Raw genomic sequence first — 12,902 nt, 5'->3', positions numbered from 1 at the left:
TGAATAGCCCGGAAAAGCCACCACAAACTTAGTATTTCATCCGGCGTCCCTATATGGCTAGCCGGTTGTCCGACTCATCGCTCCGGCTCGAATCACCTTCATGCGCTTCACGCCCCAATTTCTTGATGAGCTGCGTGCCCGGCTACCGGTATCGGAAGTCGTGGGCAAGCGCGTCAAGCTCAAGAAGGCAGGGCGCGAGTGGAAGGGACTGTCGCCGTTCCAGCAGGAGAAGACGCCGTCCTTCACAGTCAACGACCAGAAGGGATTTTACCACGACTTCTCCTCGGGCCGGCACGGCAACATCTTCGACTTCGTGATGGAGACTGAGGGCGTCACCTTTCCGGAAGCGGTTGAGCGGCTCGCGGGCATGGCGGGCATGGCGGTGCCGGCGGCGACGCCTGACGCCGCGCGCCACGAGCAGCGCCGCCGCACGCTGCATGACGTGATGGAACTGGCGGCCAAATTCTTCGCCGACACGCTGGCTTCGCGCAACGGCGCCAAGGCACGCGGCTATCTCGCCGACCGCGGCATCTCGCCGGCGACGCAGCTCCAGTTCCGCATGGGTTACGCTCCGCCGGATCGCTTCGCGCTCAAGGAGCATCTCGGCGGGCTAGGCATCTCGAGCGACGACATGGTGGAGGCAGGGCTTCTCGTCTCGGGCGAGGACAAGCCCGTGCCGTTCGACCGCTTCCGCGACCGTGTGATGTTTCCGATCACCGACGCCCGCGGCCGCGTCATCGCCTTCGGCGGGCGCGCGCTGGAGAAGGACGTTCCGGCAAAATACCTGAATTCGCCGGAAACCACGCTGTTTCACAAGGGCGATAATCTCTACAACCTCTTCACCGCCCGCCAGGCCGCGCACAACGGCGCACAGCTCATCGTGGTCGAGGGCTATGTCGACGTCATCGCCATGGTCAACGCGGGGTTTGCCGCCAGTGTCGCGCCGCTCGGCACGGCGCTGACCGAGAACCAGCTGGCGCTGCTCTGGAAGATGGCGGACGAGCCGATCCTCTGCTTCGACGGTGACCGCGCCGGGCAGAAGGCGGCCCATCGCGCCGCCGATCTCGCGTTGCCGCTGCTCAAGCCGGGAAAGAGTCTCCGCTTCGCATTGCTGCCGGAGGGGCAGGATCCCGACGATCTCGCGCGGTCGGGCGGCCGCGGCGCGATCGAGGACGTGATATCGGCCGCGCGTCCGCTCGCCGACATGATCTGGTCCCGCGAGATCGAGGGCGGAAGTTTTGTCACGCCGGAACGGCGCGCGGCGCTGGAGGCGCGCATCGGCGAACTCACGGGCGGCATTCGTGACGAGGTGGTGCGCCGCTATTATCGTCAGGATCTTGCCGAACGCCTGCAGCGCAGCTTTGCCCCCGAGAATGGACGCGGCGGGTACGGCCGCGGCAATTTCCGGGGCGCGATAGGCGGCGAATCAGGGCGCCGTTTCGCCCCCCGCGGACCCGTTCCGGCCGGCCGGTCAGGCCCGAGGGGCGCCGTCACCGGCCTTGCCCACGGGCCCTACCAGGCGGCAAGCCCCCAACTCGCCAATAGCCCGATCATGCGGGGCCAGCGCAGCGCGATCTCCCGCCGCGAGGCCTTGATCCTGCAATCCCTGATCAACCACCCCTGGCTCCTGCACGATCATCTGGAGGAGGTCGCGGCCCTCGAACTCGCCCATCCCGAGGCCCATAAGCTGCGTGCCGGCATCATCGCTGCCTTCGCCCATGATCATCACCATTCCCCCGACGAAGAGGAGCAGGCCGAAAAAATGCGCTCCGATCTCGAGACTGCAGGATTCTCCCAAATCCTTCAAAGGGTTGAGCGGGCGATTACAACCCAGGCGGTGTGGGGCGTGAGGGTCGGCGCGGCGCGGGAGGACGTTTTATCGACCTGGCGCCAACTTGTTGCCTTGCATCAGAAAACTCATGCCTTACTTAGGGAACGAAAGGATGCGGAAGCGGCTTTGGCTGAAGATTCGAGCGAAGCCAATTTGGCATGGCTGCAGGATATCCAGGCCCGGATGGCAGAAGCTGACGGGACCGAGGCCCTGATCGAGGGTTTTGGCGAATTGTCGGGCCGGTTCCAGCGCAGCGTCTAGTGAAAAAAATCATGCGGACGACGCTGGCCATGCTCGCGAAAAGACTCGCCAAATCCATGGTTTGGCTGCAAAAACAGGGTTAAGCGAAACTTAATAGCTACGGTAGCATTTTCAGGCGAAGTGGTGCCCGGTCGGCCCGCGAAGAAAATGTGTCAGCCTCTCGGTCTGGCGCGTCTTCTGATGATAGAACCGGCACCCACTTTTGCGGAAGACGCGACGGGCTAGGCAAATGGAAACCGTCGAGGCGGATGGCAGGGGTGGCGATCTTTTGCGCCGCCCTTTGTGCATCGAGAGTTGATCAGGTGAAAAATGATGCGGCGTGTGCGCGTGGCGCCATGTCGCATGAGCGCGTTTCGGGAGCTGAGTGAATGGCCACCAAGGCAAAGACGCTGCAGGTAAAGGACAAGGAAAAAGACGACAAGGCAGCGGATGCCCCTGAGAAGGATTCCGTCGACGCGCCGTCGCCGTTGCTCGACCTGTCGGATGCCGCGGTGAAGAAGATGATCAAGCAGGCCAAGAAGCGCGGCTTCGTGACCTTCGATCAGCTCAACGAAGTGCTGCCCTCCGACACCACCTCGCCTGAACAGATCGAGGACATCATGTCGATGCTCTCGGACATGGGCATCAACGTCACCGAGGCGGATGATTCCGAGGGCGAGGAAGAGGACAAGGACACCGACGACGATAGCGACAACGAGCTCGTCGAGGTCACGCAGAAGGCCGTCACCGAGGTCAAGAAGAGCGAGCCGGGCGAGCGCACCGACGATCCCGTGCGCATGTATCTGCGCGAGATGGGCACCGTCGAGCTGCTCTCGCGTGAAGGTGAAATCGCGATCGCAAAGCGCATCGAGGCCGGCCGCGAGGCGATGATTGCCGGGCTCTGCGAGAGCCCGCTAACTTTCCAGGCCATCATCATCTGGCGCGACGAGCTCAACGAGGGAAAGATCTTCCTTCGCGACATCATCGACCTTGAGGCCACCTATGCCGGCCCGGAGTCCAAGGGCGGCATCAATCCGAACCTGATGGCAGGCGCCGGCGCTGAGGGAGCTCCCGCCGAGGCCAATGGCAGCGGCAATGGCAATGGCGCTGAAGCCGCCGCACTAGCACATGTCTCGCCGCCCGCCGCTCCGCCGTCACCGACTCCGTTCCGCACTCAGCCCGCCGGCGGCGAGGCCGAAGGCGAGGAGAAGGATCCGGGCGAGGCCGCGGCCGAAGCCGACATGGAGGATGACGAGTTCGAGAACCAGATGTCGCTCGCGGCGATCGAGGCCGAGCTGAAGCCGAAGGTCGTCGAGACCTTCGACAAGATCGCATCCGAGTACAAGAAGCTGCGCCGCCTGCAGGAGCAGGACATCGCGAACCAGCTGCAGAGCGAGTCGCTCTCTCCTCACCAGGAGCGCAAGTACAAGAAGCTGAAGGACGAAATCATTGTCGAGGTGAAGTCGTTGCGCCTGAACCAGGCCCGCATCGATTCCCTTGTCGAGCAGCTCTACGACATCAACAAGAAGCTGGTGTCGTTCGAAGGCCGCATGATGCGGCTTGCCGACAGCCACGGCGTCGCGCGCGACGATTTCCTGCGCAACTACCAGGGCTCGGAACTCGATCCGCGCTGGCTGAACCGCGTCTCGAAGCTCGGTGCCAAGGGCTGGAAGAACTTCGTCCATCACGAGAAGGACCGCATCAAGGAGCTGCGCCACGAGATCCAGTCGCTCGCAGCCCTCACGGGTCTCGAGATCGGCGAGTTCCGCAAGATCGTGCACGGCGTGCAGAAGGGCGAGCGCGAGGCCCGTCAGGCCAAGAAGGAGATGGTGGAAGCCAACCTCCGTCTGGTGATTTCGATCGCCAAGAAATATACCAACCGTGGCCTGCAGTTCCTCGACCTGATCCAGGAAGGCAACATCGGCTTGATGAAGGCGGTCGACAAGTTCGAATACCGCCGCGGCTACAAGTTCTCGACCTACGCGACCTGGTGGATCCGGCAGGCGATCACCCGCTCGATTGCGGACCAGGCCCGCACCATCCGAATCCCCGTGCACATGATCGAGACGATCAACAAGATCGTGCGCACCTCTCGCCAGATGCTGAACGAGATCGGCCGCGAGCCGACGCCGGAGGAGCTTGCAGAGAAGCTCGGCATGCCCCTGGAGAAGGTCCGCAAGGTCCTCAAGATCGCCAAGGAGCCCTTGTCGCTCGAGACGCCGGTCGGTGACGAAGAGGATTCGCACCTCGGCGATTTCATCGAGGACAAGAACGCGATCCTGCCGATCGACGCGGCGATCCAGTCCAACCTGCGCGAGACCACCACGCGCGTGCTGGCCTCGCTGACGCCGCGTGAGGAACGCGTGCTGCGCATGCGTTTCGGCATCGGCATGAACACTGACCACACGCTGGAAGAAGTCGGCCAGCAGTTCTCGGTCACCCGCGAACGCATCCGTCAGATCGAGGCCAAGGCGCTGCGCAAGCTGAAGCATCCGTCAAGGTCGCGGAAGCTGCGGTCGTTCCTGGACAACTAAGCCGACGGGCATCCATTCAGATCAAAAACGGCGGGCCTCGTCCCGCCGTTTTCGTTTGTCCGCTTTATTTCTTCTTCACCCCGACCCGGCTGATGCTCTTGATCTCAAGCTGCGGCCGGCCGGATTTTTCGGCGATCTCTCGATCCTGCTCGCGGATGAACGCACGCGCCGGCTCGTCTCCGTCGAGCCCGCCGAGGAGTTCGGCCGGCACACGGCGGTTCGAACGTTGACTGTTGTCTTCGTACACCACGTTGAAGAAGGCGAACTCGCCTTTGGGATTGGTTCCGGGTTTTTTCGGCATGCGCGGCTTGTCCTCGATAGGGCCGCCGCTGTCAAAGCAATTCGCACGCGCCTTCGCCCTCACCTGCCTTGCGCGGTAATTGATCCGCGCCAACGCTTTGACTGTGTCGTTTCCGCCATGGCATGATCGACCGCACAAAGCAGGGGGATTTTTGCATGCTCAGGTGTCGTCTGGCGGTTGTGTTCGGCGTCCTGTTGTTAGCCACCCCGGCCTACGCCGCCCGCTGCGGCGGCAATTTCAACACCTTCATCCAGGGCTTTTCGCAGGAGGCAGTGGCGGCCGGCATCTCGCAGGACGTCGTCGCCTCAGCGCTCGGCGGCGTGCAGCAGGATGGCGGCGTGCTCGCCTTCGACCGGCGGCAGCGTTACACCTTCAACAAGAGCTTCGAGCAGTATGTCTCGACGCGCGTCGGGCCGGGGCGGATCAATACCGGGCGGGCGATGCTACAGCGGCATGCGGCGCTGCTCTCGCAGGTCGAGGCCAAATTCGGCGTGCCCCGGCAGATCCTGGTCGCGATCTGGGGATTGGAGACCGATTTCGGCAAGGGCGACATGGGCAAACTGCCGGTCTTCCGCGTGCTCGCGACGCTGGCGCATGACTGTCGCCGCACCGAGCTGTTCCAGGGCGAATTGCTCGCCGCGCTCAAGATCGTGCAGCGCGGCGATCTCCGGCTGAACGACATGATCGGCGCCTATGCCGGCGAGATCGGCCAAACGCAATTCCTGCCGTCGTCCTATATCAAATATGGCGTCGACTTCGACGGCAACGGCCATGTCGATCTGCGTCACTCGGTGCCTGACGTGCTGGCCTCGACCGCGAACCTGCTCCACACCAACGGCTTCAAGATGGGCGCGCCCTACGGCGAGGGCAGCGCGAATTTCGAGGCGATGCGCGAGTGGAACAGAGCCGTGATCTACCGCAAGACGATCGGGTATTTCGCGGATCAGCTCGTGGGAAGATGAGGTGTAGCTTCATTCCCAGACAGCCTCGGCGGTCATTGCGAGCGCAGGCCGCGGCCGCTTCGTAGGGCGGATTAGCCGAAGGCGTAATCCGCCGATCACACGCGATGCTGCGGCGGATTACGCTTCGCTTAATCCGCCCTACGGTTTCAGGTGGTCTCATGGAAACGATCGGCAGCCAAAAGATCTGGTCGTTCTTCGATCGCAAGGGTTGCCAGATCGCGAAGAACACGGCGGTGCGGCAGGGCGCGGGTCATCGCGTCGGCAGCTATCTCGAGCTCGCAACAAAAATCGCCGAGCTGCAATTCCTCAACCGCGACCATGTGCTGCTGTTTCGCGGCCAGGACGCCGACCACCGGAACGTCAAGCGCAACAGCTCGCTGAAGCCGACGCTGTTCCGTGGCATCAGCGGTAATCCGGACCGAGCGACGCTGGTCACGCGGTTTGGGGCGCTCGAGCGCGCCGAGCAAATCCTGATCGCAGAGTATAGCAAAGCAAAGCTGCTCGGCATCGAGCGGCTGAAGCGGCATCGGATCCTGCGCTGGTCGATCCTGCAGCATTACGAAGTCTGCACCACGCCGCTGCTCGACGTCACGCATTCGATCCGCATCGCCGCGTCCTTTGCCTCGCTCGCCGGATCCGACACCGCCTTCCTCTATGTGCTGGGCGTGCCGAATCTGAGCGGCGCGATCACCGCGAGCGCCGAAGCGGGCCTGCAGATCGTCCGTCTCTCCAGCGTCTGCCCGCCGTCCGCCGTGCGGCCGCACATCCAGGAGGGCTACCTGCTCGGCGAATACCCTGACATGACCGGCTACGAGCAGAAGGAAAACTACTTTCCCTACGAGATGGATTTCGGCCGGCGGCTGGTCGCGAAGTTCGTCTTCGATCCGGCGACGTTCTGGAAGAACGACAATTTTCCGCGGGTCGCGAAGACAGCGCTCTATCCGTCGGAGCGGAGCGACCCGCTGTACAGGCTGGCGTTGGAAGTGAAGAAGCAGTTGGGCGAGTGATCGCGCCCTTACTTTCCTTCCAGACTTTCGACCTCACTTCGCCGTCGCCACCTTGGCCGCCGCCTTCTCGATCCGCCGTTGCAGCGGCTTCCAGTACGTCGCCGGACGAAACCGCTGCAGCAGGTCCATGAAGCGGGCGTCGTTGCCGATCAGGATGCGTGGCCGGTTCTTCTCTATGCCGGCGATGATGCGGAGCGCTGCGGCGGCTGGCGTGGTCTTGGCCAGCGCATCGAAACGTTCGATCGATTGGGCGCGGCGGGCGTTGTCGGTGACGCCGGTGCCGGTGCGCGCATTGCGGGCGATGTTGGTGGCGACCCCGCCAGGATGCACCACCGACAGCTTGACGGGGCTTCCGGCCACCGCGAGTTCGTGGCGCAGACTTTCAGAGAAGCCGCGCACCGCGAATTTCGCCGCGCAATAGGCGCTCTGGCCGGGCGGAGCGACGATGCCGAAAATCGAGGAGATGTTGACGATATGGGCCTCGCGCTGTCGCGAAAGCTGCGGCAGGAAGGCGCGCGTGGCATGCACGGTGCCCCAGAAGTTGATGTTGAACAGCCAGTCCATCTGCGCCTGCTCGATTTCGCCGAACTGGCCAAGCAGGGCGACACCGGCATTGTTGATGACGATGTTGAGGGCGGGATGCGCCGTGATCGCAGCTCTTGCAAAGTCCTCGATCTGGCCAGGCTCGCCGACATCCAAGCGGTGCGCAGTGACTTTGCGCTGGCTTGCCTTGGCGATCTCGGCGCCGACCGCTTGCAGGCCGGCTTCGTCGCGATCGGCCAGCGCCAGGTCGCAACCGCGCAGCGACAGCTCAAGGGCGAGCGCCCGGCCGATGCCACTCGCAGCCCCGGTCACGGCAGCGGCGGATCCCTGGATCGCGGTCATGGGCAACTCCGTGCGAATCAGTAGAGAGCAGCAGGTTCCGCTACTTTTCTCAAATTGGAACCGAACCATCCAGCGCTTCTAGGCATTTAGTCTGTGTCCGCTTCAATTGACGACCATTCAAGGGAGGCACACCCATGGGACAGTCAACGCCCTATCGTGCAAAAGCGCTGGTGGTGGAGGACGACCCGATGCAGCGCGAGATGATCGGCCTTTTGCTGGAGGAGAGTGACTTCGACGTCATCGCCTGCGAGAGCGCCGAGGCCGCCGAGCTGGTGCTGCAGGATGGCGGCGGCAACGTTGTGCTGATGATGACCGATGTCGAACTGGCCGGGCACATGAACGGCGTCGAGCTCGCCCATGTCGCCAAGAAGCACAACCCCGACCTCGACGTCATCGTCACCTCGGGCAGGCCGCTGCGACAGCCGTTGCCCGACGGCGCCACGTTCTGGGCAAAGCCGTGGGCGCCGCTGGACGTGATCCGCGTCGCCGAGATGGTTGCCGAAGCGAAGGTGCCTGCGCTCTTCGGAAACGGCGCGGGCGGCTCGCGCGGGTCTTCATGACGGTGCGTCGTCCTCGGAGAATCCGGGGACGGCGCATGAGCTGAGCGGCGTGCCTGAAAGACGATCGACAAAACAAAAAGCGGGCCTTTCGCCCGCTGAAAATGTCCCTGGTCTGGATGCCCGGGCAGGGCAAGAGCCTCTACCCGGGCGGGATCTGTCTACTTCTTGGCCTTTTTCGCCTTCTTGGCCTTCTTCGCCTTCTTTGCCTTCTTCGCTTTCTTAGCCATAGTATCCTCTCAGGGTTAAATGGATTGAACGCGACACCGAGGCATGCTTGGCGGAGGGCCAGCCTCGCAACATCCTCGATCGCAAACTCAGCAGATTCGCAGGCTGCTGCCGCGTGCTGTCACGGCGCTGTCATTGCGTTATCCACAGTTGTTAGGAGTTTTCGGCATCTTTTCGCAAAATTCTGCGCGGCCCGGCCGACATTTCGCCTCATGCTTAACGTGGCGCAAATACGGAACGCGCTGCTCTTCATCAATTTAAAACCACGGCATGGATTGGCGCGCATGGCGGTGACAGTCCGTTAAGCGGCGCGGCTGCATTTTGGCCCGCAGGACAACGGGGATTGTCGCCGCGAGAAGCCCGGAGGCGGGTGGTTCAATCAGAGGGGAACGGGGCCAAGGCGGTCTCGGAAGTGCGATGCTGAGCGTTCCGACGCTTTGGACGGTGTTCGTCATCAACTTTCTCGCGCTCGGCCTGATCTGGGCCTACGTAGCGCGCAGCTATCCCGCGTTCGGCGCGGCACGCTTCTGGACCGGCTCGGCTTTCGCCGCCGCCGCGGGTGCGGCAAGCGCGATGGTGCGCGTGGTGACGATGGAATCGCTGGTGCCGCTCCTGGTCGCGGGCACGGTGCTGGTGTTCGCAGCCTGCCTCGCCGCGATGGGCGTCATGCGCTTCCACGACCGCCCCGTGACGTGGCGCGGTACCGCGCTGCTCAGCGGCCTCACCTTTGCCGGACTGAGTACCTTCATCTTCGTGTACGACAGCATGCAGATGCGCATCCTCATCTATACGCTCGCGCAGGTCGCGCCGATGGCGCTCGCGCTGAAGCTGTTGCTGACGCCCGAGAACGGTCACGTCTCCCCGGGCGCCCGGCTTGCCGGAATCGTCGCAAGCCTGATCATCGGCATCTATGTGCTGCGCCTCGTCGGCGCGCTGCTACAATCCGGCGAATTCTCCTTCATCCGTTTCAACGCCAGCCAGTCGCTCGTGATCCTGTCGCTGGTGTTCCTGTCGATGGCGCTGAACTTCGGTTTTCTGCTGATGGCGATGGACCGCCTGCGCAACGAGGTCGCCGACCTCGCGCTGATCGACGACCTCACAGGCGTCGGCAACCGCCGTCACCTCGCGCAGCGGCTCGCGGAAGAATGCGCGCGGTCGGACCGCAGCGGCGAGCCGTTTGCGCTGCTGGTGATCGACCTCGATGGCTTCAAGGTCATCAACGACACCCATGGCCATGCCGCCGGCGATGCGTGCCTGCAGCATTTCACCCTGATGGCGCAGACCAGGCTCCGGCCCGGCGACATGCTGGCCCGCACCGGCGGCGACGAGTTCTGCATCGTGCTGCCGTCGTCGACGCTGCGCGAGGGTGCGATGATCGCGCGCCGCGTGCTGGAAGTCTGCCGCGTCGATGCGGCGCAGTGTACCGGCAACGACATCCCGATCGCGGTCTCGATCGGCGTCGCGCAATGGACCCGCGAAATCGGCGCGCATCCCGACCGGTTGATCGCGGCGGCTGACCATGCGCTCTACGAAGCCAAGAAGGGCGGCAAGAACAGCTATGCCGCCTACGAGCCGGCTCCGGCGCTGGTTCCCGACATGGTCGAACTGGCGGAGGCGGCGCTGCGCAGGCGCGCCTGAGCGTGCTGCGCGCGCTATCCGCATCCCGCTCGACCGCGTCTATGCGCACAGCGCGCTCGCGACGAGGCACGGGAGCGGGGTGAGTAGCCTACAAAAAAGCCGGCGTTTCCGCCGGCTTTCGCATCTCTTGCTGTACCGCGAGTTTTCAGTGCGCGGCTTCCAGTTCGGCTTCCTGTCTGGCGATCGTGCCCTTGACGGCCGACTGCACCTTTTCAAAAGCGCGGACCTCGATCTGCCGAACGCGCTCGCGCGACACGCCGAACTCGGCGGCCAGATCTTCCAGCGTCATCGGCTCATCGGCAAGACGCCGCGCCTCGAAGATGCGGCGTTCGCGCGGGTTGAGCACACCGATCGCGCCGTTCAGAGCCTGGCGGCGATGATCGAACTCCTCGGTTTCGGCCATGATGGCCTCCGCGTTCGGAGCGGTATCGACCAGCCAGTCCTGCCACTCACCCGCTTCACCGTCATCGCGGATCGGGGCGTTGAGCGAGGCGTCGCCGCCGAGGCGACGGTTCATGTCGATCACGTCCTGATCGGTCACACCGAGGCGCTTGGCGATCAGTTTCACCTGGTCGGGGTGGAGATCACCGTCTTCCAGGGCCGAAATCTTGCTCTTCGCCTTACGCAGGTTGAAGAACAGCTTCTTCTGGTTCGCGGTTGTGCCCATCTTCACGAGCGACCACGACCGCAGAATATACTCTTGAATTGACGCCTTGATCCACCACATGGCGTAGGTGGCGAGACGGAAGCCCTTGTCGGGCTCGAATCGCTTGACTGCCTGCATCAGGCCGACGTTGCCTTCCGAGACGACCTCGGAAATGGGCAAGCCGTAGCCGCGGTAACCCATGGCGATCTTGGCCACGAGCCTGAGGTGGCTGGTCACGAGTTTATGCGCCGCGTCGCGGTCATCATGCTCACGCCAACGCTTGGCGAGCATGTACTCCTGCTGGGGCTCCAGCATGGGAAACTTGCGGATCTCGGCGAGGTATCGAGAAAGACCAGATTCTCCGTTGAGAACCGGTAACGTAGCTGTACGGGCCATTCTAGCGCCCTCCAGTGGTTCAGGCCCCCGATAGCGGCGGGCCCGGCAGGCGGCCGCTGTGTTAAAGCCGACCGTGCTGCGATGTTCCGCGTTGGTCATCCAACGTAGCTGCACCATACACTAAACAGGGGCGAATAGGGAAGGATTGCTGACGTCACGTCCCCGTGTGGCTGCCATAACCTGTTGTCATAATTGCTATTTTTTAACGATTCTGCGTCATAGCGCCGCCTCCAGCGCGCGTTGCAGGAGAAGCAAATCCTCCGGCAAAGGCGTCTCCCAGCGCAAAATTTGCCCGGTCCGGGGATGTTCCAACGCGAGCAGATAGGCGTGCAGGCCCTGCCGGTCGAGGGCGGCAATCGCGGCTTGCGCCTGCGGCCCAAGATGACTGGCCTTGGTCTTGAAATGCGAGCCGTAGACGGAGTCCCCGATCAGGGGATGGCCGAGATGGGCGAGATGGACCCGGATCTGATGGGTGCGGCCCGTCTCGAGCCGGCAGGCGAGCAGGCAGGCGACCGGCTTGCCGTCCCGGCCGGCAAAGCTCTGCCGCTGCTCGAAATGGGTGATCGCCTCGCGGCCGCCCTGGCGCACGGCCATCTTCTCGCGGGCATGCGGGTGGCGGTCGATCGGCGCGTCAATGGTGCCATGGGGGCGGTTTGGCACGCCCCAGGCGAAGGCCATGTAGCCGCGCTGCATCGGACCGGTGCGGCCGTGATCCGCGAATTGCGCCGTCAGCGACTGATGGGCCCGGTCGTTCTTGGCGACGACCATCAACCCCGTCGTGTCCTTGTCGAGGCGGTGCACGATGCCCGGCCGCCTGACGCCGCCGATGCCGGACAGGCTTGTGCCGCAATGCGCGATGAGCGCGTTGACCAGCGTGCCGGTGGCGTGGCCGGCGGCGGGATGCACGACGAGGCCCTTCGGCTTATCAATGACGATGATGTCGTCGTCCTCGAACACGATATCGAGCGCAATCTCCTCGCCCTGAGGTTCGGCCGGCTCCGCCTCCGGGATGTCGATTGTGATCGTATCGCCGCTGGCGACATGATAAGCGGGGTCGCGGATTGGCGTGTTCCTGACAGTCACGGAACCGGCGAGAATCAGCGACTTTAGCCGCGACCGCGACAACTCGGGGTGACGCACCGCGAGCACACGGTCGAGCCGGGCCGATCCCTCATCGCCCGCGACAATGACCTCCAGCCTCCGACCGCTATTCGAAAAGACGTGCTGCAAAAGAAAGCCTTGTGATGACCGACACCGCCGTGACTGAACCGACCCCCGAACAGGCTGCGCTGATCGCGCGGGTGCGACGCATGATGCTGATCGCGGGCCTGACCTCAGCGCTGGCGGTGGCGGTCGTGCTGACAGCTATCGGCTACCGCCTTTATCGCGGCGAGGGAAGCCCCGCATCGGTAACCGACGTCGCCGCTGCGCTGCCGAAGGGCGCCCGCATCGTCTCGACCGGCGTCGCCGGCGATCGGCTGGTGGTGACACTTGATATAGGCGGTGCAACCGAGATCCGCACGTTCGATACAAAGACGCTGAAGCCGGCCGGCCGGCTGACATTCGTCAGCGAGCCCTGACACCTAAGCAATCGCGAACCTGGGCGGCTGATCAACCCAAGAGTGCAAAGTATCCAAAGCATATATTGCACCTGCGTTTGCCGTCGAGATTGTCTGC

General features: G+C 63.5%; 11 protein-coding genes. 7 read left to right on the top strand and 4 right to left on the bottom strand.

The genetic code is table 11. The features are described from left to right. The first annotated feature begins 100 nt into the window (after window positions 1–100). Both dnaG and rpoD read left to right on the top strand, forming a co-directional pair. On the top strand, window positions 101–2,092 hold the full coding sequence (dnaG, locus tag JQ553_RS10855) for a DNA primase (protein WP_212499934.1): 1,992 nt from the start codon (window positions 101–103) through the stop codon (window positions 2,090–2,092). Window positions 2,093–2,460: 368 nt separating this feature from the next. Beyond that, window positions 2,461–4,605: an RNA polymerase sigma factor RpoD gene (gene rpoD / locus JQ553_RS10850; RefSeq protein ID WP_212499933.1), complete on the top strand. Its 2,145-nt coding sequence runs from the start codon at window positions 2,461–2,463 to the stop codon at window positions 4,603–4,605. A gap of 64 nt (window positions 4,606–4,669) precedes the next feature. On the opposite strand, the gene JQ553_RS10845 is transcribed toward rpoD, so the two are convergent. Then, a complete protein-coding gene (locus tag JQ553_RS10845) occupies window positions 4,670–4,906 on the bottom strand; it encodes a hypothetical protein (RefSeq protein WP_212500358.1) in 237 nt (78 codons plus the stop codon). A 155-nt stretch (window positions 4,907–5,061) separates the two neighbouring features. Between JQ553_RS10845 and JQ553_RS10840 the strand changes: the two genes are divergently transcribed. Continuing rightward, window positions 5,062–5,868: a lytic transglycosylase domain-containing protein gene (locus tag JQ553_RS10840; RefSeq protein ID WP_212499932.1), complete on the top strand. Its 807-nt coding sequence runs from the start codon at window positions 5,062–5,064 to the stop codon at window positions 5,866–5,868. 158 nt (window positions 5,869–6,026) lie between these two features. After that, window positions 6,027–6,875 (top strand): FRG domain-containing protein, encoded by an 849-nt coding sequence (locus tag JQ553_RS10835; protein ID WP_212499931.1) that lies wholly within the window; start codon window positions 6,027–6,029, stop codon window positions 6,873–6,875. Window positions 6,876–6,908: 33 nt separating this feature from the next. Here the strand turns inward: JQ553_RS10835 and JQ553_RS10830 are convergent, their stop codons facing one another. Beyond that, complete coding sequence (locus JQ553_RS10830) at window positions 6,909–7,760, bottom strand: SDR family oxidoreductase (protein ID WP_212499930.1); 852 nt, start codon at window positions 7,758–7,760, stop codon at window positions 6,909–6,911. A gap of 134 nt (window positions 7,761–7,894) precedes the next feature. Here JQ553_RS10830 and JQ553_RS10825 point away from each other — a divergent pair, with 134 nt between their 5' ends. Then, window positions 7,895–8,320: a response regulator gene (locus JQ553_RS10825; RefSeq protein WP_212499929.1), complete on the top strand. Its 426-nt coding sequence runs from the start codon at window positions 7,895–7,897 to the stop codon at window positions 8,318–8,320. A 642-nt stretch (window positions 8,321–8,962) separates the two neighbouring features. Beyond that, window positions 8,963–10,183 (top strand): GGDEF domain-containing protein, encoded by a 1,221-nt coding sequence (locus tag JQ553_RS10820; RefSeq protein WP_212499928.1) that lies wholly within the window; start codon window positions 8,963–8,965, stop codon window positions 10,181–10,183. 145 nt (window positions 10,184–10,328) lie between these two features. Here JQ553_RS10820 and rpoH read toward each other — a convergent pair whose 3' ends face one another. Together rpoH and JQ553_RS10810 are read right to left on the bottom strand one after the other, a co-directional pair. Continuing rightward, entirely contained in the window at window positions 10,329–11,225 is an 897-nt protein-coding gene (gene rpoH, locus JQ553_RS10815; protein WP_212500357.1) for an RNA polymerase sigma factor RpoH, read from the bottom strand. Between the two features lie 216 nt (window positions 11,226–11,441). Then, on the bottom strand, window positions 11,442–12,422 hold the full coding sequence (locus JQ553_RS10810; RefSeq protein WP_212500356.1) for an RluA family pseudouridine synthase: 981 nt from the start codon (window positions 12,420–12,422) through the stop codon (window positions 11,442–11,444). A 47-nt stretch (window positions 12,423–12,469) separates the two neighbouring features. Here JQ553_RS10810 and JQ553_RS10805 point away from each other — a divergent pair, with 47 nt between their 5' ends. After that, entirely contained in the window at window positions 12,470–12,805 is a 336-nt protein-coding gene (locus tag JQ553_RS10805; protein ID WP_212499927.1) for a hypothetical protein, read from the top strand. The last annotated feature ends 97 nt before the right edge of the window (window positions 12,806–12,902 follow it).

Origin of the sequence: Bradyrhizobium lablabi (genome assembly GCF_018131005.1) — a bacterium.
In the GTDB taxonomy this organism is placed as follows: Bacteria; Pseudomonadota; Alphaproteobacteria; order Rhizobiales; family Xanthobacteraceae; genus Bradyrhizobium; species Bradyrhizobium lablabi_D.
This window is presented reverse-complemented; position numbering and strand designations above follow the sequence as displayed.

Coding starts and splice junctions, on each gene's coding strand:
- dnaG (WP_212499934.1), top strand. CDS start 101: ATGCGCTTCACGCCCCAATTTCTTGATGAGCTGCGTGCCCGGCTACCG.
- rpoD (WP_212499933.1), top strand. CDS start 2,461: ATGGCCACCAAGGCAAAGACGCTGCAGGTAAAGGACAAGGAAAAAGAC.
- JQ553_RS10845 (WP_212500358.1), bottom strand. CDS start 4,906: ATGCCGAAAAAACCCGGAACCAATCCCAAAGGCGAGTTCGCCTTCTTC.
- JQ553_RS10840 (WP_212499932.1), top strand. CDS start 5,062: ATGCTCAGGTGTCGTCTGGCGGTTGTGTTCGGCGTCCTGTTGTTAGCC.
- JQ553_RS10835 (WP_212499931.1), top strand. CDS start 6,027: ATGGAAACGATCGGCAGCCAAAAGATCTGGTCGTTCTTCGATCGCAAG.
- JQ553_RS10830 (WP_212499930.1), bottom strand. CDS start 7,760: ATGACCGCGATCCAGGGATCCGCCGCTGCCGTGACCGGGGCTGCGAGT.
- JQ553_RS10825 (WP_212499929.1), top strand. CDS start 7,895: ATGGGACAGTCAACGCCCTATCGTGCAAAAGCGCTGGTGGTGGAGGAC.
- JQ553_RS10820 (WP_212499928.1), top strand. CDS start 8,963: ATGCTGAGCGTTCCGACGCTTTGGACGGTGTTCGTCATCAACTTTCTC.
- rpoH (WP_212500357.1), bottom strand. CDS start 11,225: ATGGCCCGTACAGCTACGTTACCGGTTCTCAACGGAGAATCTGGTCTT.
- JQ553_RS10805 (WP_212499927.1), top strand. CDS start 12,470: ATGACCGACACCGCCGTGACTGAACCGACCCCCGAACAGGCTGCGCTG.